Genomic DNA, 18,553 nt, shown 5'->3' on the forward strand with positions numbered 1-18,553 from the left:
ATTAAGCGGCAGGCGGTTGCTCGGGTAGCGCAAGTTTGAGTGCGGTGCGAGAGACATCGCTGGCCGCTTTTCCTTGATTGAGCTTATCCAACACGTCGGCGAGATACGCGTAGTCGGTTACGTCCGCACGATACTCGAGGGCTTTCTCAAAGTGGCTACGTGCGTCTTGCCATTTCCCTTGTTGCATCAGCAACTGTCCTAACGCGCTATGGGTGACAGGATTACGAGAGTCGTACCTGAGGAGCTCTTCGAGCATGACCACGGCGGGATGAATGTCAGGCAGCTTTAAGCTGGGGAGCAGCGCAATCAAGCTGTCCTCCGGACGTTTTTTCAAGGCTTCTCGCAGTAGAATATAGGCTTCAGAGTCCGCGTTGCGCGCCACTAAGTGGCGTACCAGCCCCACCAATAGAGCGGGTTGGCTGCGTTTGGTTTTCGAGAGTCGATTCCAGTGGGTTAGCAGCCCCTCAGTGCCTTGTTGGCTGGCAATGTGTGCCATGACACCGAGTTCCGCACGCTCACTGAGTGCTTCCAATTGCGTCCCATCTAGAAGCTGAGCCTTCTTCAGTGTGGGCAGCAAATTCAATAACGCTGACCAATCTTCCAATTGAATATAGGTGTCTTTAAGCAGGGATAGCATCACCGGGTTTCGAGGATGCTGGCGCTTAATGGCACGCAACGACGCCAGTGCTTCTTCGTACTGACCGCTTTGGCTGTGTAGTTGTGCACGAGTCAGGGCAAGTGCCAAGCTGTTGGCGTTAAGGTCAGCGGCTTGCTGGAGGTATTGATCCCTGGCATGAAGATCTTGGCGCTGCTGCGCCGCTTCTGCTGCGGCCAGTAAATTATGCATGGGCGCGTCACTGAAAGGGCGGGCTTTTGCTAATAGCTTCTCCGCTTGCTTCCATTCGCCTTCGCGTAATTTCATCAATCCCGTTTGGGTTTGTTTGCGTGCTTTGCGTTGTTTACGTCCTGATAACCAACCGCTCGCGGTGCTACTGAGCGAGAGCAGCTTGCGCAGCACCCACTCGAGCACCCATAACACCCCAATCAATCCAATAATGAGGATAATCAGAGTGGTAACACTCATTTCAAGTGTCTGCTCGGCGGCAGAGATCAGTACATACCCTTGTTGACCAGCAAGCTCCGGACCGACGAGCAGACCGGCAACCAGCGCTAAGACAAGCAGTAGGAGTTTAATCATGACTGACCTCCTGTGAGTGGCGCGATGTCTCGACGCAGTCGGGTGTCGATTTCATCACTGACCAAGGCTTGGCTTTTTAGCTTGTTAGGTAAATCGATGCCGATTCTTTGCTGGTCGAGTGCATCGATTTGCTCGACAAAGCGTTCCGTCACGGTCGCATCTTGGTTATAAAAGCGTAGTGTCCAATCTTTGGCCATACCCAAGGCCTCATGATACAAGGCATCATTGCCTTGATAGACCGCGCGCATTGCTTGATCGAGCTTGTTCTTGACGTTCTCTTGCAGATAGTAGCTTTGCGTTGGCGACAGCAGTGGGACAACATTGCCATCACGTTTTCGGTAGGTAACAAAGTTATCGACAAAGTCTTTCACGGAGGTAGTGAGGTTGGTTTGCCAGTCATTGACCGATTCGCTCACCACCGGCTTCTCGGTTTCAATCGCGTCAGGGATCACCGCATTGGCAAGCGGTAAGGTTTCGACCTGCTGTTGCATACTGGTTAAACGCAGCACGATGCCGTCGCGATCAATCCGTTTTACTGCTTTTAGCGCCGTAATGTCGTCGGCCATGGCCTGACGAATAGGCATCAAAGAAGGATCGTTGAGCTGGGCAATGCGATGGTCGGCCGCTTCCATCAGCGCGGTGGCGCTTTGCGCGTCATGCTCGAGCCAAATCTTGCGTCCGGCCATACGAATTAGGTAATCCGCTTCGGCAAGCAGCCAGTCATTCGGACGGCGTCCTTTCACTTCGGCTACCGCTTTTTGCAAGCTCTTCAAGGTATTGTCTTGTTGCGCTAGGCGTGTTTGGGTGTCATCAATCACTTGCGCGCGCGCTTTTGCTGCCGTCTGTTGTTGGTCATTTAGGGCTTGCTCAAGGCGTGCAATCTGCGCTTGCTGCGCGGATAGCGTATTTTGCAGCACGGTGGCTTGTTGGTGGCCGTGGTAGAAAAGCCAACCACTCGACCCTAGCGCGATGGCGATGGCAACTGCACCTAATATTAGTCCGCCTCGGCTGCGTGTGGCAGGTTTAGGCTTATTAGGCGCCGCTTTACTGTGCGAGGCGTGCGTATCTGGTGAAGAGGGAGTCGTGGCCTTGCTTTGCTTGGTGTCGGTGTTTTTGTTGTCAGTCATCCGAAAGTCCCGTTTTTCTTAACCTCAGCAGCGTGTTAACCAGTGCGTCATTGGCCACGCTGTCAACGGTCGTAATCGTGTCAAAACCGAGCGCAGTCGCTTGATCTTGAATCCTTTTACTGGGCACCAGTATACGGCATTGGCGCAGCCAGTGCTGTCCGCTCAGTGTGATAAGTTGATCAAAGTGGGCTAATTGTTGACCACTGGTTACCACCACGGTGGTAATCGTGTCTTGTGGCCAGCTTACTACTTGCGATACTAAAGGCTCAATCGCCCATTGTCGTAGATAGGCCTCGCAATAGTGAACTTGCCCGCCTTGCGACTGCAGGGTTTGCCCCATCATATCGCGTCCGCTCTCTCCGCGCAGAATAACCACCTGCTTCCCTTTTATCACGTTAAAAGGCGCTAATGAGAGCATGCCTTCGCTGTCTTCTCGCGCAGGATACTGTACCGGCTGGTTGGCAACCTGCTGCCATTCGTTGGCCGTGCGCTGCCCGACGGCCACATAATGACAATGACGCGGCCACGCTAACCCCTGTTGCTGAAGGGCTTGATGGGTAAATGCGACCGCGCGGGGGCTAACGGCTACTAACACACTGCCTGCGGGGAGAGAGGAAAGTAGCGCGGGCAGTGACGGTAAATCTCGCCCCGGCGCAAAGCTAACCAGTGGGCAAGGCAAGGCCGCCAGCTTGTGTTGGGCAAGCTGGTCGACTAATTGGCTGCAATCCGGCTCGGGGCGAACAACAACAATGGTCATGCGTCGTCTTGATAAAGCTTATCCAAGATTTGACGTGCGCCTTGGGCGAGCAGTTGCTCGGCGAGATCGGTGCCCAGTTGTTCGCCTTTCTCTAGCGGCCCTGTAATTTCGCCGCGCAGAATGGTAGAGCCATCGGGCTCGCCGACTAACGCACGTAGCCAGATTTTATCGCCTTGAATTTCTGAATAGCTGCCAATCGGCACCTGACAGCCGCCTTCGAGGCGATTGTTCATCGCGCGTTCGCACAATACGCGTTGAGTGGTGTTGGCGTCAGACAGCGGGGCCAACAAGGTACGAATACGTTCATCATCCAATCGACATTCAATCCCTACGGCACCTTGGCCAACCGCGGGTAAGATCACTTCTGGCGGGATTTCGCTGCGAATGCGATCGTGCAAGCCCAGTCGTTTTAACCCGGCTGCTGCGAGAATGATGGCGTCATATTGGCCATCGTCGAGTTTACCGAGACGCGTGCCGACATTGCCGCGCAATGTATTGACCACCAAGTCGGGGCGGCGCTCACGAAGTTGGGATTCTCGACGCAAGCTGGAGGTGCCTACCACCGCCCCTTCGGGCAATGCATCAATGCTGTCGTAATGATTAGAGACAAAGGCGTCACGCGGGTCGCCACGTTCACAAATGGTGACCAGCCCCAGTCCTTCAGGAAATTCGACTGGAACGTCTTTCATCGAGTGCACGGCGATGTCGGCGCGACCGTCGAGCATGGCTTGCTCGAGCTCTTTAATAAACAACCCTTTACCGCCAATCTTGGCGAGCGGCGTGTCCAGAATCACGTCACCTTTTGTGACCATCGGTACCAGCTCGACGGATAAACCTGGGTGTGACTGCTCAAGAGCCGCTTTAACAAACTCCGCCTGCCACAAGGCCAGAGGGCTTTTGCGTGTCGCAATGCGTACGGGGGTTGAATACATGATTTACTTTCCTTCTTACACAATGGCGCCCATCCTATCATTGGCGCTGCGCTGGGCGTAATCTCTCCTGACGCGTTTGCGCATTTATGGCGTGCTGGTCGCGATATAGGTGAAAAAATGTGATCAATCGCTTATTATTACAGCAAATTGTTACTTGGAAAGACGGCATTTTTGCTGGTCTACGACTAAGGTTGTAGAGCGAAAAAGATTGATGTTGGTCTCAAAAATCGCCTATAGTGCGGCATAGATACCACCACACAGGCATCGGGGTTATTGGCTTTACCCGAGTTGTCTAGAGTGTTACATTGATCACGTTTTGTTATCTGCAATTGGGCGGATACGGTGAAGACAGTAACGTCGACCTGTTGACCGGGATGTCAACGAATCTGGATGATTGCCTTGCAAACATACGTTGAACAGCAAACTGAACGCATCGAGGCGTTTAACCGTGTGAGAATGGATCGCGCGCGGTCAGCCATGAGCCGACAGGCTCAAGCGGTTTTCGATGTGCTACCAGTGCTTTTACACCTAAACCATCCGGCTTTACCGGGGTTTTTTGACGACAGCGTGCCCTTTGGCATTGCCGATTACGAGCTTGATGAGACACAACGTCAGTTTGTCTCCGATTGCCTGATCCACACAGACACCCGTTTCTCCTCTCTAACTGCGCGTTTTGAGCACGATCAGCGTCTGCCTATTAAAGGCATGTATACCATGGGCAGTACCGGGTCCATGGGGCAAAGCTTGACCAGTGACCTCGATATTTGGGTGTGTGTGGATGCCTCCGTCAGTGCGGCGCAGCGCGAGATGCTGGATGCCAAGTGCACCGCCATTTCAGAGTGGGCCCTCAACCAAGGGGTAGAAGCGAACTTTTTTGTGGTCTGTGAGGGCCGTTTTCGCCACCACTTGTCACAGGCGATGACCAGTGACAACTGTGGCACCAGTCAGCATTTTCTTTTGCTGGATGAGTTTTATCGCTCCTCCATGCGACTCGCCGGCCAAAAACTGTTGTGGTACATGGTGCCACCAGAGATGGAAGCGTGCTACGAGGACTACGTGGATACGCTGGTCGCTGACCATGGCCTTGACCGTCGTGATTGGGTCGACTTTGGTGGTCTGCCGACCATCCCAGCCGAAGAATATTTTGGCTCAAGCTTGTGGCAACTGTATAAAAGCATTGATTCACCATATAAGTCTGTCCTCAAAGCAATTTTGCTTGAAGCCTACTCATGGCAGTATCCCGGCACCCAGCTTCTGAGTGTGGATGGCAAACGCCGTTTCTATGCCGGATGGGTCGATGTGTATCAGTCCGACGCCTATTATTTGATGCTGGAAAAAGTCACCCGTTATTTGGAATCCATTGGTGACACCCGTCGTCTCGATCTTGTACGTCGTTGTTTTTATCTAAAAACCCATGAGAAATTGACACAAGCGCCGTCGACCGGCTCGGTCGCATGGCGTCGTGATGTGTTGCGATTGCTAACCCGTGAGTGGGGCTGGGATGAACAGGCGCTGGCCTACCTCGACAACCGCCGTTACTGGAAAGTCGAGGAGGTAAAATACGCGCACAACGAGCTGCTTGACGCCTTGATGCAAAGCTATCGGAACCTGATCCGCTTTGCCCGCCGCAACGATATTACGTCCGCGATTAGCCCGCAAGACATCAGTATTCTCGCGCGTAAACTGTATGCCGCCTTTGAAGAATTGCCGGGTAAAGTGACCTTATTGAATCCGCAAATTTCGCCGGATTTACATGAGTCGGATCTCACCTTTATTCAGGTCTCGGAAGGGCGCACCAATGCGCCGGGTTGGTATTTGTATAAGCACTCGCTTGATCCGGTCGATATCATTGGTCGCGCGCCGCTAGAGCACAATGCTTATTTATCCAAGCTGGTGGCGTGGGCGTTTTTTAACGGCTTGCTGACGGAGTCAACCCATTTGCACACCGTGGTGCGCGATGCGGATGTTGATATCGATACCTTGTATCAGCTAGTCAGTGACATGCGTAACACCTTCTCATTACGTCCACCGCGCCCGACACTGGATGCGCTGTCGAGTCCGTGTGAAATTCGCCAGCTCGCGTTGTTTGTCAATTTAGAGCAAGACCCAACATCGGCATACAAAAAACCGTCGATGCGTTTTGACTTCAAAAACAGTGATATTTTCAGCTACGGCCCCGAACAAACCTGTTTGGTGGGGAGTGTCGATCTCGTTTATCGCAACTCGTGGAATGAAGTTCGGACCCTGAATTACCGTGGCGATGATGCCATTTTGGAAGCATTGAAAACCATGCTGGGCAAAATGCACCAAGATGCGCTGCCCCCAGAGTCTGTGGACGTGTTCTGCTACTCAAGCAAGATGCGTGGCTTAATTCGTAATCTGGTCTATCAATTGGTCGCTGAGTGCATTGAATTGCGCTTAAAACCAATTGAAAAGGAAAAGCGCCGCCGATTTAAAGCCTTACGCATCGGTAAGCAGACTCATGGTTTGTTTTTCGAACGTCGAGGCGTGTCAGTACAGCGGTTAGAAAACTCGGTTGATTTTTATCGCTGTATTTCCACCAACAAGGTCAACGGCACGCCGGTGATGGTGGTCGACAACCCACAAGATGTGCATCCGCCTGAAGTAGTTGATGCTTACGCCAGTGAAGGCTTGGTGCAGTTTTTCTTTGAAGATTGTATCAATGGTTACAACCTGTATATTCTCGACGAAAACAATCGGGTGGAAGTGTATCGTCAGTGTAGCGGGGACAAAACTGAGATGGTGCAAGGGGTAAACCGTTTCTATACATCTTCTCATGACAGCTACAGCTACAGTGCCAATTTTATCAACTTTAACTTGCCGCAGTTTTATCAAATCGTGACCGATGAGCAGGGTGAAACCCAAGCCTTGCCCTTTAAATGCGATCCACAATGGCAGCCGCCGCGACAGCCGCCACATCAGGGATTAGCCGGTCAGGTAGCGTCGTTTAAATAGTCAACGAGCGCGGCCCGTGGGGCTCGCGCTGTGTCGATTGTCCATTAAGATCACCAAGAAACAGGTTCGCCTGCGTGCTTGCTGCACTCTTGCTGCACCAGATCCATCAACACGAGTCCCGTTTTGCTGCAGATCCATTCGCCGTCTTTGAGGGCAAAGTGGAATCCACCGCTTTTCGACGCGAGCCAGATTTCTTGCATCGGCTCTTGGCGGTTAATGATGATTTGGCTGCCATCATCGAACTCCAGCGTCATTACGTTGCCAACGCTCTCATAATCGATGTCGGCGCCTGAGTCATCGATACCTTCTTCAATGGCCTGCATTTGTAAATCGACCAACTGATGATATTCCGTTGTGTTCATCCCGTTACATCCTATTGCTTTTCATGGTTGTGATGCGATTATAGAGGGCATTGACTCGATAATCACTGGCATTCACTATGCGAAAACTCGTCATTTTACTGATGTTCACTGGCATCATGACACTGACCGGCTGTGGCCAACAAGGGCCCCTGCATTATCCGGACGAACAACCGACGCAAAATCAATAACCAACGACGACAGGGAAGAACACCTTGGATTATTTCAATTATCAGGACGACGGCCAGCTGTGGGCCGAATCATTGCCTTTGACCCAGCTTGCCGATGATCACGGCACACCCTTGTACGTCTATTCACGTGCAACTTTTGAGCGCCATTGGCACGCGTTTGATCGTGCCGTGGGCGATCATCCGCATTTGGTGTGCTATGCCGTCAAGGCAAACTCCAATATCGGTGTGTTAAATGTGCTGGCACGCTTGGGGTCAGGATTTGATATTGTCTCTCAAGGTGAACTCGAGCGCGTGCTCGTCGCCGGTGGTGATCCTGCGAAAGTGGTGTTTTCTGGCGTGGGGAAAACGGCCGCAGAAATGCGTCGTGCACTGGAAGTGGGCATCAAATGTTTCAATGTGGAGTCCCACTCTGAACTCGACCGCTTAAATCAAGTCGCGGGCGAGTTGGGTGTGCAAGCGCCGATATCGTTGCGTATTAATCCTGATGTGGATGCCAACACCCACCCCTACATCTCGACGGGCTTAAAGGAAAATAAGTTTGGCATTGCCTTTGCTGAGGCGTTGAATAGTTTCCGTTATGCAGCCAGCTTGCCACACCTTAAGGTCGAAGGCATTGACTGTCATATCGGTTCGCAACTGACCGAACTCGCGCCTTTTATTGAATCTACCGACCGCTTGTTGGCGCTGATTGATACCTTGGGTGATGAAGGCATTACGATTCGTCATCTGGATGTGGGTGGCGGATTAGGCGTGACCTATAGCGACGAGAAACCGCCTCAGCCATCTGAGTATGCCAAAGCGTTGTTGGCGCGTTTGGACAATCATCGTCATCTTGAGCTGATTTTTGAGCCGGGTCGTGCGATTGCCGCCAATGCGGGGGTGTTGCTGACCAAGGTTGAGTTTCTCAAGCACAGTGAGCATAAAAACTTTGCCATTATCGATGCGGGGATGAACGATTTAATTCGTCCGTCACTGTATCAAGCCTATCAAGAAATCATTCCCGTGGTGCCGCGCCAAGGAGAGCCACAAACCTATGATTTAGTAGGACCAGTTTGCGAAACGGGTGATTACTTGGGCAAAGACCGCTCGCTGGTGTTAGAAGCGGGTGATTTACTGGCGGTACGCTCAGCCGGCGCATATGGCTTTGTGATGGCGTCAAACTATAACTCACGCTGCCGCCCCGCCGAGGTCATGGTTGATGGCGACCAAGCTCACCTTGTGCGCGAGCGCGAAAATTTGGCGTCGCTATGGCAGCTTGAACAGCGCCTACCAGAATAAGGATTGGCATGCAGGTACAGTTTGCAAAAATGCACGGGCTGGGCAACGACTTCATGGTGGTTGACTGTGTCACGCAAAACGCGTTCTTTTCGCCGGATCTGATTCGGCGTTTGGCCGATCGTCATCGTGGCGTCGGCTTTGACCAGCTATTGGTCGTGGAGCCGCCTTACGATCCTGAGACAGATTTCCATTATCGCATTTTTAATCCTGACGCATCGGAAGTCTCGCAATGTGGCAATGGTGCGCGCTGCTTTGCGCGTTTCGTGCGAATGAAAGGGCTAACCAATAAGCATCAGATTAGCGTGAGCACCCAAGCCGGTAAAATGCTGCTGCACATTGAAAACGACAATCAGGTGCGCGTGAACATGGGAGAGCCGGAATTCACACCGGGGAAAATTCCGTTTCGTGCCAACTCACAAGAAAAAACCTACTTGATGCGGGTGGCGGAACAGACCTTGTTTGTCGGCGCCGTGAGCATGGGCAACCCGCATGTAGTGACTGTGGTCGAGGATGTTGACCACGCCGACGTGGACACCTTGGGACCGCTACTTGAAAGTCACGAACGCTTCCCTGAACGGGTCAATGCCGGCTTTATGCAGATCCTTTCCCGCAATGCGATTAAGCTTAGAGTGTACGAGCGCGGCGCTGGTGAAACCCAAGCCTGTGGCAGTGGCGCGTGTGCCGCGGTTGCGGTCGGGATTATACAAGGCCTGCTTGATGAGCAAGTAACGGTGAGTTTACCCGGTGGAGATCTCCGTATTCGCTGGCGTGGGCCGGGTCATCCCTTATCAATGACAGGCCCAGCGACACATGTATTTGATGGACAATTGCAATTATGAATGATGGGGTAGAAGCCTCGACACTGGAAACCATGCCACTGAGCGATGAGGCGGTGGCAGCGTATTTAAAAGACAATCCAGATTTTTTTATTCGCCATCGCGATTTACTGACGCAGCTGACCGTGCCACACGGCGAGCAAGGTGCAGTATCGCTGGTGGAAATTCAACTTAAGCGCCTGCGTGAGCGGGTGGCGGAGCTGGAAGAAGACATTACCCAACTGATGAGTCTAGGGGCAAAAAACGATGCCCTGTTTCGTGCCTTTGCCGAGGCGCATCAGGCGCTGCTGCGTGCTAATACGCCGCAGGCGGTGCAAAAAGCATTGACGACGCTTAGCGAGCAACTGCAACTGAGCGTCAGCTTACGGGTGTATGCGCCTATCGACGGGCTGCAGAGCATCTCCCGTCAGGCGGTGGATCAATTAAAGAGTCATCATTTTGCTGGACGTCGTTGTTATCTCGGACGCTTGCGCCGTGTGGATGCTGAAGTAGTGATGGCAACGCCACCGGAGCTAGGCTCTTTTGCGCTGATACCGATTAAAGGGGAAGGCAAAGAGTGGGGACTGTTGAGCTTTGCGAGCGCAGATGGCGGGCACTTTCAGCCAGAAATGGACACCCTTTTTATCGAACAGCTGGCGGCACACTTGGCCATCTTATGTAGCCAGTGGACGAACAAGGGTGAGCGTCAGTGACAGCGGTAACGCCTGACCAAGCGGCTCCCCGTTCACTGACGGTCCCTCTTGACCGCTTTTATCAATATCAACTCAGCGAACGGGGCCTCAGTGCCCATACGCAACGTAATTATCAGCGCCAGTTAGATAAGATTGTCGACTTTCTGAGCGCGCGGGGCATCGCTTATTGGCAAGATGTAGATGCCGACTGGGTGCGACAAATTTCGAGCCAAGCCAAACGCGATGGCCTCAAACCGGGCAGTATTGCGTTGCGGCTGTCCGCACTGCGCAGCTTTTTCGACTATCTCGTACAAACCGAACAGCTTGCCGCCAACCCAGCCAAAGGGGTCGCCGCGCCCAAGCAAGGGCGCCAGTTGCCGAAAAACCTCGATGTGGATGAAATGAATCAGCTGCTCGAGGTGGATCAAGACGACCCGCTGTCGGTACGGGATCGGGCGATGATGGAGCTGATGTATGGCGCAGGGTTGCGTTTAGCCGAGCTGGTGGATCTCAACGTGCGTGATGTCTCGGTACGTAAAGGGGATTTGCGTGTCACCGGTAAAGGGGAAAAGGAGCGTATCGTGCCTTTTTCCGGCATGGCGAAAACCTGGGTGATGAACTGGCTAAAAGTGCGCAACCAGCTCCTCAAAGGGCCAGAAGAGGCGCTATTTATCTCTAAACTCGGCCAGCGAATTTCGCATCGTAGCGTGCAAAAACGTATGGCGGAGTGGGGACAAAAGCAGGCGGTGAATAGCCATATTAATCCTCACAAACTGCGCCACAGTTTTGCCACTCACATGCTGGAGTCGTCCGGGGATTTGCGGGCAGTGCAAGAGTTGCTTGGCCATGCCGATTTAAGCACCACACAAATTTATACCCATTTGGACTTTCAACACTTGGCGAAAGTGTATGACGCGGCGCACCCTCGCGCCCGCAGTACAGGGGCTCGTAAACCCAGCGCAGGCAAAAAAAACAACTCGGAGTCGTGATATGAAATTTTATCGTCGCTTAAACGCGTTTGATGCGGTGAGTTTTGACTTGGATGATACCTTGTACGATAACTGGCCGGTGATCGCACGCGCGGAGGCGGCGCTAAGCGACTATTTGAGTCAGCACTGCCCACCGCTCGCCGCGCTTGATAAAGCCACCCTTGCGGGATTTCGCCGCCAAGCCCGTGACCAGAACCCTGCCCAACGCTTTGATGTTACCGCGATGCGGGTTGCCCAGCTGACGCTTGCCGGTGAACATGTGGGTTTAACCGCGGAGAAGGCGCGCGCACAAGCCCAAGCGGCGACCACCTTCTTTTGCGGATATCGCAGTGACTTTACTCCGCCGGCGCAAAGTCTGGCTTACTTAAAAGCCTGGTCCGAGAAACTGCCATTGGTGGCCATCACTAACGGTAACGTCGACACCGATGCGATTGGCCTGACGCCGTTTTTCCAGCATATTTTCCGTGCCGGTGAACACGGTGCGGCCAAGCCGAGTCCCGAGATGTTTGATAAGGCGGCGCAGGCCTTGAGCATCGCCCCGGCGCGTATTTTACATGTGGGCGATCATTTAAGTTCGGATGTGGCTGGCGCTCGCCAAGCGGGCATGCAAGCCTGTTGGATCCGCCCAGAGCGCCAATCTCCGATGATGCGCAAAGGACGCACCTTACCGGATGTGGCGATCGACGATTTATCTGAGCTCGATACCCTTATTCAGCAGTGGCACCGCTAACCGGTGCCGCTTTGTTTTCGGGCTAGCCAGTTATCGAGGTTAAGCCAACCCGGCCCCCACATACTGACCACCAATAAGATCACGCCCCACATAATGTGGTCATCATAGCCACGCTCCCATAGCAGTGGGTAGGAAGCGACCGCGACAATGTTGAACACAAATAACACCAACGTCATGGGGCGTGCGAGCAGGCCCAAAGCAACAAATACCGGCAAAATCAGCTCCGCCGCGGTCCCTAAATATGCGGCCAGCTGCCACGGCAGCAACGGAACCTGATACTCATACTCAAACAGGTATAGGGTGCTGTCCCAATTTTGGTATTTGATTAGCCCAGATTGAAAAAAAATCCATGCCACATAGACGCGGCCCACCAGCAGAAGTAGCGGTTGCAGTGGGGTAAGCGCGCGGGTGAAGGTGTGATTGATTGTGGTTAGCCACATGGCTTACTCCTTAGCATTGCAGGCAGTCGTTGGGGTGGTAAACGCGTTCATGGCCGCGAGCTCAGACACACACGCCAGTTGCACTTCTGACAGGTCGCCTAATGGTGTGTGTGGGCAGGTTTTGAGCACACTGACATGATGGGTATTGAGCGTGTACCAATGCACCTTGTCTTGGTGAGCAACCAATAACAAAGATTGCGGCTTTTCGACCACCAAGCCTTCGAACTGCTCGGTGGCGATCGCTTGCCATATGTCACTGACCGCGTAGTCGCTTTCAAATAAACGGGCTTGCTGGTTGAGCGGTAAACAAACTTGCGTTTGTTGCTCAGGGCTTAGCAACGCGAGCGCGCTGCCTTCAAACGCCGGAGAGGGAGGAGCGAGAGTGAGTACCACTTGTGCCCACTCAAAACGGGCAAGCTCGGCGCAACACGGCACGGGCTCGATAATATTGGGTAGGGCGCGCAAGGTCGCATCGAACTGTGCGCCATAGTCTTCCATCACCCCGGTTTGCGGGGGATGCATCATCGCATGATGACGCGCTACTGCATCAAAACACGCCTCACCTAATAGTGCACAGGTCTTGGGATACACGCATTTTAAAGTGTCAGTGAGGGTGACCACATAATGGTTGCGATAAATCTGCAATCGCTTGTCAGCGGCAACGCGATCGTCTTTTATCGGCAGCGGCTGTGGGTCGTCCCGCAATGTGTCAGCAAAGGCCTGCTGCAGGGTTGCCAGCGTCATACCGCCTCCTTGTGTCGAGCCAGTCGGGAGTGGGCTTTGGCCGCTTCTGCTAACAATCGCTCGGGCGCAGGCAAGTCGCTATCCCACTCTATGAGGGTATGGCGAGGGCCGTGGCGGTCAATCCACTGTTGATAGAGCGTCCACACCGCCTCGCTAACTGGCTGGTTATGGGTGTCTATCCAAATTTCTCCTGCGGGGGTGTGTTTGACGGTAAACCCCGCAAGGTGAATTTCTTTCACCGCATGGGCGGGAATCGCGTCAAGGTAGGTACTGGCGCTAAAATCATGGTTAAACGCGCTGACATGAACATTATTTAAATCGAGCAGCAAATCGCAGCCCGTGCGAGCGTGCACTTCGGCGATAAATTCCCATTCGTGGTAGTCACTCTGAGCAAAGCTCAAATAACTCGATGGATTTTCAATCAACAGGGGGCGCTGTAGCGCATCTTGAACCTGTTGCACATTGGCGCAAAATACTCGCAATGCCTGCTCGGTATAGGGGAGGGGGAGTAAATCGTGAAAGTGCTGCCCGTCTATCCGGCTCCAACTTAGGTGGTCAGACACAAACAGTGGATCGACGTGTTTGACCAGTGTACACAGTTTGTCTAAATGGGTCCGATCAAGCGGCTCGTCGCTCCCCAGCGATAATCCCACGCCATGACAGCTGATGGCGTAATCCTCACGTAATCGCATCAGGGTTGAAAAAGCAGGACGGTGAGGGCGGAAATAGTTTTCACTGTGAATTTCTAGCCAGCCAAGCTTTGGGCGATATTGGTCGAAGTAGGCGATATGGGGTTGTCTGAGCCCCACGCCGGTCAAAACGGTTGCCTCATCCATGGTCGCTCCTTGTGATCAAGTGACAAAGCCCGGGGCAAGCCCGGGCGCGCCATATCAGGATGACGAGGTACTGCCGCCAGCTAAGCGATCGCACAAGCCTTCAGGCACCATGACAAACGCATCTTTTTGGCCGTCTTCGGTGGAGGTGCCCGCGCAGGAGCTGGTGTTGGTGGCGCAGTCATTTTGTCCGGCTTTGGCGACGCCATAGCATTTTTCTTTTTCTGCCGCGTGGGCCGGTGCGCTAGTGAGTGTGGTCGCGCCTACAGCCACTAATCCTGTCACAGCAGCGGCAACCGCTAGGTTAGTGTGTTTCATCATGCTTCCTCTTCTTGTTCCGTATTGGTGTTATCAGCCCACTGATTCGTGGTGGGCATATAAACCAAGAGAGGAAAACACTGCGCAATCTTTCACCACTTAAGCGGTTTTTTGCATGGTGAGGGCTAACTTACTGAATTTTTGTTTAAAAAAGTTGCGTCGGGATCGGGCGCGCAATTTAGTGGCGAGCTGGTATAATCGCTAACCAGTGTATAAATACCCAGTAAAATGGCAGGTGGCGATGGACGTATCAACTCTTCTTGACGGACTCAACGACAAACAGCGTGAAGCCGTGGCCGCGCCGCTCGGCAACCATTTGGTGCTGGCAGGTGCTGGCAGTGGTAAAACCCGGGTGCTGGTTCATCGTATGGCTTGGCTAATGCGGGTGGAAGAGGCGTCGCCGTTCTCGGTGATGGCGGTCACCTTCACCAACAAAGCGGCAGCGGAAATGCGCGGCCGTATCGAGCAATTGATGCAAGGCACCGCCTCTGGCATGTGGTGTGGCACCTTCCACGGCATTTGCCATCGTATTCTCCGAGCCCACTATTTGGATGCCAACCTGCCACAAGACTTCCAAATTCTTGATTCAGATGACCAGCAGCGCTTGCTACGCCGGTTAATTAAAGCGCAAAACTTGGATGAAAAGCACTGGCCTGCCAAGCAAGCGAGTTGGTACATCAATGGCAAAAAAGACGAAGGTTTGCGTCCCAAGCACATTGATACCCGCCATGATCCGGTTGAGAGCACTTGGCTGCGGATTTATCAGGCTTATCAAGAAGCCTGTGACCGCGCCGGTTTGGTAGATTTTGCCGAGATCTTGCTGCGAACCTTAGAGTTATTGCGCGATAAAGCGGTGATCCGCGAACACTATCAAGCACGTTTCCAGCACATTTTGGTGGATGAGTTCCAAGATACCAACAACATCCAATATGCGTGGCTGCGTATGATGGCCGGCCAACAGGCGCATGTGATGATTGTGGGGGACGACGACCAATCCATTTACGGTTGGCGTGGCGCGAAAGTCGAAAATATTCAGCGTTTTCTGGACGATTTCACCACCCCGCAGACCATTCGTTTGGAGCAAAACTACCGCTCAACCAGTACGATTTTGCAAGCGGCGAACACCCTAATTGAAAACAATGCCGACCGGATGGGCAAAAGCCTGTGGACCGAGGGCAAAGAGGGTGAGCCCATCTCTGTGTATGCCGGTTTTAATGAACTGGATGAAGCGCGTTTTGTGGTCGGTAAAATCAAAACTTGGCAAGACGAAGGCGGCGCACTCACTGATAGCGCGATTTTATACCGCAACAACGCCCAATCTCGGGTGCTGGAAGAAGCCTTAATTCAAGCCGGCCTGCCTTATCGTATCTACGGCGGCATGCGCTTTTTCGAGCGTCAGGAAATCAAAGATGCACTGGCGTATTTACGTTTGATGGCTAACCGCAATGACGATGCGGCGTTCGAGCGGGTGGTAAACACGCCCACTCGAGGGATTGGTGATCGCACCCTTGAGACGCTTCGTGGCGCGGCGCGCGATCGCGGCCAAACCTTGTGGCACACTGCCGAGCAAATTTTGGCAGAAAAAGCGCTGGCAGGGCGCGCGGCCAATGCATTGGGCCGGTTTATCGAGCTGGTCAATGCGCTAGAAGATGACACCCGTGACATGGCACTGTATCAACAAACCGATGCAGTGATCCGTCACTCCGGCTTGCGCGCCATGTACGAGCAAGAAAAAGGCGAAAAGGCGCAAGCACGCGTCGATAACTTGGAAGAGTTGGTGACCGCCACGCGCCAATTCACGCCGCCAGAAGAGGCGGAAGCGGAAGGTATGACACCACTGTCGGCATTCTTGGCCCATGCCGCCCTTGAGGCCGGTGAAGGCCAAGCGGACGAGTTTGATGATGCGGTCCAATTGATGACCTTGCACAGTGCCAAAGGCCTCGAATTCCCCTTAGTCTTTATGGTCGGGGTGGAAGAGGGCATGTTTCCCAGTCAGATGTCAGCTGAAGAAGCGGGCCGCTTAGAAGAGGAGCGTCGCCTTTGCTATGTCGGCATGACGCGAGCGATGGAAAAACTCTATCTGACCTACGCAGAAATGCGCCGTGTTTACGGCAAAGACATGTTCCATAAGATCTCGCGCTTTATTCGTGAGCTGCCCGAGGCCTGTTTGGAAGAGGTACGTATGCGTGCCAATGTCTCACGCCCTGCTGCAAGCGGGGGTCGTTTTTCCAAAACGCAGACTCAGGAGAACTTTAACCAAACCGGATTTAGTTTGGGTCAGCGGGTTCAACACCCTAAGTTTGGTGAAGGCACCATCATCAACTTTGAAGGCAGTGGCGGACAAAGCCGCGTGCAAGTTGCCTTTAATGGGGAAGGGATTAAGTGGTTGGTGACTCAGTACGCCAAACTGGAAGCGCTTTAATCTCGGCTGCTTAACGCCAAAAAACGTCACATACGCCCAGCCTTGGCTGGGCGTATTGGTATTGACTCGATTGCCTGCACTTTTTGACCCGCGGCGTTAGCCGAACACGCCGGCTTGCCACACAACCGCGCCACCTAACAGCAAAAACAACAGCGCACACAGACCATCGATAACTGGGGCGACCTTGGTGAGCACTTGCTGTACGCGACTGCCTGATAGCAGCCAAGCGAGTGACGAAAACCACCCTAGTGAGAGTAGGAACACCACCGCCACGGCCATGGCTTTGCCACTGGCAGACATGCTAGCCGGCACCAAGGTACTCATCAACGAAATAAAAAACACCAAGGCTTTCGGGTTGAAAAGGTTGGTCAGCACCCCTTTCCAAAAGGCCTGTTTTTGGCCGCGTACCGCAGGCGCATCATTGGTGGTTTGCGCCGGCGCTGTGGTGGCGGCGAGCAAGCCTTTAATCGCGCTAAGGCCTAAATACATCAGCACACTGCCCCCCGCCACTTGCACCCACATAAACAGTTGTGGGTGCTGATGCACCAACAGACTGATGCCGGTAATGCTCAATATTGTGTGTGCCAAAATACTGAGCGATAACCCTAGCGCAATCGCCAAACCAGTAGCACGGCCATAACGGGTCGCATTTTGGAGCACCAAGGCAAAGTCGGGCCCGGGGCTGAGCAGTGCAATCATATGCACCCCCGCCAGTGTGGCGAGAATAGCGAACTCATTCATCCTGATTTTCCTGCTGACAAAGGCGTGGTCTCTATCTTGGCCTCTTGCTGTCGTTTTGCCCGATAGGCATCAAAGCTAAATATCGCCAAGGCGGCCCAAATAAAGGCAAAGGTAGTGGCTTTATCTGGGGTAAAGGGTTCGTCATACAAGCCGACGGCAAGTAAAAACATTAGGCTAGGGCCGATATATTGGAAAAAGCCCAATACCGTTAAGGGTAAGCGAGTGGCAGCACCCGTAAAGCACAGTAAAGGCACCGTGGTGATCAAACCGGCAGCGGCCAGTAGCATATTGAGGTTGATGGGATTATCGAGCAAGTTGGCGCTGGGGGTATCGGCAAACTGCCAAAGATAAATCAGCGCAACGGGCAAGAGTGTACAGGTTTCCACAAACAACCCCGGCACCGCAGGGAGATTAATTTTTTTGCGCAGTAAGCCGTAAATCGCAAAACTGGTGGCCAGCACCAACGCAATCCAAGGCAGTGAGCCAAAGGTGATCAGTTGTACTAATACCCCCACCAACGCCAGCGCGGCTGCAAGCCACTGTAGACGGCGGAAACGCTCACCAAGAAAGATCATCCCCAGCGCCACGTTCACCAGTGGATTAATGTAGTAGCCAAGGCTGGCATCTAGCATGCGGTTATTGACAATCGCCCAGATAAAAATCAGCCAATTACAGCCAATAAAGCAAGAGGTGAGCATCAACATCAACAGCTTTTTCGGCTCGCGGATAATCGGCTTGAGCTGATAAAAACGACGGGTGAAAAAAAGCAGCAATGCCAAAAAGACAAACGACCACAATACCCGGTGCGCTAAAATTTCGGGCGCCGGAATATGGTTGACCGTTTTAAAGTACATGGGGGCGATACCCCACATAATGTAGGCCGCAAGGGCCAGTAACACGCCTTGGCGTGTGCGTTTTGGATCAGGAATCACAGCGCAGTCTCGTTATAAGTGTCGGTCAGGGATGAACACGAACGTGTGCATGTTGCCTAGATGTAACAAGTTGTAAGGG

General features: G+C 53.1%; 19 protein-coding genes. 8 read left to right on the top strand and 11 right to left on the bottom strand.

The annotated features are described in order from the left end of the window. Position 1 precedes the first annotated feature (1 nt). Genes E8E00_RS00215 through hemC form a run of 4 tightly spaced genes read right to left on the bottom strand, consistent with a single transcriptional unit; the run spans position 2 to position 4,014 of the window. Positions 2–1,198 carry a heme biosynthesis HemY N-terminal domain-containing protein gene (locus E8E00_RS00215; protein ID WP_077640151.1) on the bottom strand — a complete coding sequence of 399 codons (1,197 nt, stop codon included), beginning with the start codon at positions 1,196–1,198 and terminating at the stop codon, positions 2–4. Then, positions 1,195–2,325, bottom strand: a complete 1,131-nt coding sequence (locus tag E8E00_RS00220; protein WP_077640152.1) for a uroporphyrinogen-III C-methyltransferase — start codon at positions 2,323–2,325, stop codon at positions 1,195–1,197. The genes E8E00_RS00215 and E8E00_RS00220 overlap by 4 nt, the downstream gene beginning before the upstream one ends. Further along, a complete protein-coding gene (locus E8E00_RS00225; protein ID WP_096630274.1) occupies positions 2,318–3,082 on the bottom strand; it encodes a uroporphyrinogen-III synthase in 765 nt (254 codons plus the stop codon). Before E8E00_RS00225 ends, E8E00_RS00220 begins: the two co-directional genes overlap by 8 nt. Then, the gene (gene hemC, locus E8E00_RS00230) at positions 3,079–4,014 is read right to left on the bottom strand and encodes a hydroxymethylbilane synthase (protein ID WP_069590307.1); all 936 of its coding nucleotides are present in this window, start codon (positions 4,012–4,014) and stop codon (positions 3,079–3,081) included. The genes E8E00_RS00225 and hemC overlap by 4 nt, the downstream gene beginning before the upstream one ends. Before the next feature lie 390 nt (positions 4,015–4,404). On the opposite strand from hemC, the gene E8E00_RS00235 reads away from it, so the two are divergent. Next, a complete protein-coding gene (locus E8E00_RS00235; protein WP_096630271.1) occupies positions 4,405–6,990 on the top strand; it encodes a class I adenylate cyclase in 2,586 nt (861 codons plus the stop codon). A 50-nt stretch (positions 6,991–7,040) separates the two neighbouring features. On the opposite strand, the gene cyaY is transcribed toward E8E00_RS00235, so the two are convergent. Continuing rightward, a complete protein-coding gene (gene cyaY, locus E8E00_RS00240) occupies positions 7,041–7,352 on the bottom strand; it encodes an iron donor protein CyaY (protein WP_069590303.1) in 312 nt (103 codons plus the stop codon). Positions 7,353–7,429: 77 nt separating this feature from the next. On the opposite strand from cyaY, the gene E8E00_RS17280 reads away from it, so the two are divergent. The 6 genes from E8E00_RS17280 to E8E00_RS00265 are packed head-to-tail and all read left to right on the top strand — an operon-like array spanning position 7,430 to position 12,044. Then, a complete protein-coding gene (locus tag E8E00_RS17280) occupies positions 7,430–7,540 on the top strand; it encodes a lipoprotein (RefSeq protein ID WP_096630268.1) in 111 nt (36 codons plus the stop codon). A 24-nt stretch (positions 7,541–7,564) separates the two neighbouring features. Continuing rightward, positions 7,565–8,818, top strand: coding sequence for a diaminopimelate decarboxylase (gene lysA / locus E8E00_RS00245; protein WP_077455776.1), 1,254 nt, complete (start codon positions 7,565–7,567; stop codon positions 8,816–8,818). A gap of 8 nt (positions 8,819–8,826) precedes the next feature. Further along, entirely contained in the window at positions 8,827–9,657 is an 831-nt protein-coding gene (gene dapF, locus E8E00_RS00250) for a diaminopimelate epimerase (protein ID WP_069590300.1), read from the top strand. After that, complete coding sequence (locus tag E8E00_RS00255; protein ID WP_096630265.1) at positions 9,654–10,346, top strand: DUF484 family protein; 693 nt, start codon at positions 9,654–9,656, stop codon at positions 10,344–10,346. The genes dapF and E8E00_RS00255 overlap by 4 nt, the downstream gene beginning before the upstream one ends. Beyond that, a complete protein-coding gene (xerC, locus tag E8E00_RS00260; RefSeq protein ID WP_240531912.1) occupies positions 10,343–11,314 on the top strand; it encodes a tyrosine recombinase XerC in 972 nt (323 codons plus the stop codon). Before E8E00_RS00255 ends, xerC begins: the two co-directional genes overlap by 4 nt. Before the next feature lies 1 nt (position 11,315). Then, on the top strand, positions 11,316–12,044 hold the full coding sequence (locus tag E8E00_RS00265; protein ID WP_168174060.1) for an HAD-IA family hydrolase: 729 nt from the start codon (positions 11,316–11,318) through the stop codon (positions 12,042–12,044). Here the strand turns inward: E8E00_RS00265 and E8E00_RS00270 are convergent. From E8E00_RS00270 to E8E00_RS00285, 4 genes are read right to left on the bottom strand one after another with little or no spacing between them, the layout of a single operon-like run. Beyond that, a complete protein-coding gene (locus tag E8E00_RS00270) occupies positions 12,041–12,484 on the bottom strand; it encodes a DoxX family protein (RefSeq protein ID WP_096630260.1) in 444 nt (147 codons plus the stop codon). The genes E8E00_RS00265 and E8E00_RS00270 overlap by 4 nt on opposite strands. 3 nt (positions 12,485–12,487) lie before the next feature. Further along, on the bottom strand, positions 12,488–13,228 hold the full coding sequence (locus E8E00_RS00275; protein ID WP_096630258.1) for a DNA-binding domain-containing protein: 741 nt from the start codon (positions 13,226–13,228) through the stop codon (positions 12,488–12,490). Continuing rightward, positions 13,225–14,064, bottom strand: coding sequence for a DUF692 family multinuclear iron-containing protein (locus E8E00_RS00280; protein WP_096630256.1), 840 nt, complete (start codon positions 14,062–14,064; stop codon positions 13,225–13,227). The genes E8E00_RS00275 and E8E00_RS00280 overlap by 4 nt, the downstream gene beginning before the upstream one ends. 54 nt (positions 14,065–14,118) lie before the next feature. Continuing rightward, entirely contained in the window at positions 14,119–14,379 is a 261-nt protein-coding gene (locus E8E00_RS00285; protein WP_096630253.1) for a DUF2282 domain-containing protein, read from the bottom strand. A gap of 241 nt (positions 14,380–14,620) precedes the next feature. Between E8E00_RS00285 and uvrD the strand changes: the two genes are divergently transcribed. Continuing rightward, positions 14,621–16,801 (top strand): DNA helicase II, encoded by a 2,181-nt coding sequence (gene uvrD, locus E8E00_RS00290; RefSeq protein ID WP_069360776.1) that lies wholly within the window; start codon positions 14,621–14,623, stop codon positions 16,799–16,801. A 96-nt stretch (positions 16,802–16,897) separates the two neighbouring features. Here the strand turns inward: uvrD and E8E00_RS00295 are convergent, their stop codons facing one another. Next, positions 16,898–17,542, bottom strand: a complete 645-nt coding sequence (locus E8E00_RS00295; RefSeq protein WP_096630252.1) for a LysE family translocator — start codon at positions 17,540–17,542, stop codon at positions 16,898–16,900. Continuing rightward, positions 17,539–18,471, bottom strand: coding sequence for an EamA family transporter RarD (gene rarD / locus E8E00_RS00300; RefSeq protein ID WP_077666780.1), 933 nt, complete (start codon positions 18,469–18,471; stop codon positions 17,539–17,541). The genes E8E00_RS00295 and rarD overlap by 4 nt, the downstream gene beginning before the upstream one ends. Between the last annotated feature and the right edge of the window lie 82 nt (positions 18,472–18,553).

It is taken from the genome of Salinivibrio sp. YCSC6, assembly GCF_004916735.1.
GTDB classification, from domain to species: Bacteria; Pseudomonadota; Gammaproteobacteria; order Enterobacterales; family Vibrionaceae; genus Salinivibrio; species Salinivibrio proteolyticus.

What these genes read in the sequence shown, in the direction of transcription:
- E8E00_RS00215 (WP_077640151.1), bottom strand. Translation starts at nt 1,198, where the DNA reads ATGATTAAACTCCTACTGCTTGTCTTAGCGCTGGTTGCCGGTCTGCTC.
- E8E00_RS00220 (WP_077640152.1), bottom strand. Translation starts at nt 2,325, where the DNA reads ATGACTGACAACAAAAACACCGACACCAAGCAAAGCAAGGCCACGACT.
- E8E00_RS00225 (WP_096630274.1), bottom strand. Translation starts at nt 3,082, where the DNA reads ATGACCATTGTTGTTGTTCGCCCCGAGCCGGATTGCAGCCAATTAGTC.
- hemC (WP_069590307.1), bottom strand. Translation starts at nt 4,014, where the DNA reads ATGTATTCAACCCCCGTACGCATTGCGACACGCAAAAGCCCTCTGGCC.
- E8E00_RS00235 (WP_096630271.1), top strand. Translation starts at nt 4,405, where the DNA reads ATGATTGCCTTGCAAACATACGTTGAACAGCAAACTGAACGCATCGAG.
- cyaY (WP_069590303.1), bottom strand. Translation starts at nt 7,352, where the DNA reads ATGAACACAACGGAATATCATCAGTTGGTCGATTTACAAATGCAGGCC.
- E8E00_RS17280 (WP_096630268.1), top strand. Translation starts at nt 7,430, where the DNA reads ATGCGAAAACTCGTCATTTTACTGATGTTCACTGGCATCATGACACTG.
- dapF (WP_069590300.1), top strand. Translation starts at nt 8,827, where the DNA reads ATGCAGGTACAGTTTGCAAAAATGCACGGGCTGGGCAACGACTTCATG.
- E8E00_RS00255 (WP_096630265.1), top strand. Translation starts at nt 9,654, where the DNA reads ATGAATGATGGGGTAGAAGCCTCGACACTGGAAACCATGCCACTGAGC.
- E8E00_RS00265 (WP_168174060.1), top strand. Translation starts at nt 11,316, where the DNA reads ATGAAATTTTATCGTCGCTTAAACGCGTTTGATGCGGTGAGTTTTGAC.
- E8E00_RS00270 (WP_096630260.1), bottom strand. Translation starts at nt 12,484, where the DNA reads ATGTGGCTAACCACAATCAATCACACCTTCACCCGCGCGCTTACCCCA.
- E8E00_RS00275 (WP_096630258.1), bottom strand. Translation starts at nt 13,228, where the DNA reads ATGACGCTGGCAACCCTGCAGCAGGCCTTTGCTGACACATTGCGGGAC.
- E8E00_RS00280 (WP_096630256.1), bottom strand. Translation starts at nt 14,064, where the DNA reads ATGGATGAGGCAACCGTTTTGACCGGCGTGGGGCTCAGACAACCCCAT.
- E8E00_RS00285 (WP_096630253.1), bottom strand. Translation starts at nt 14,379, where the DNA reads ATGAAACACACTAACCTAGCGGTTGCCGCTGCTGTGACAGGATTAGTG.
- uvrD (WP_069360776.1), top strand. Translation starts at nt 14,621, where the DNA reads ATGGACGTATCAACTCTTCTTGACGGACTCAACGACAAACAGCGTGAA.
- E8E00_RS00295 (WP_096630252.1), bottom strand. Translation starts at nt 17,542, where the DNA reads ATGAATGAGTTCGCTATTCTCGCCACACTGGCGGGGGTGCATATGATT.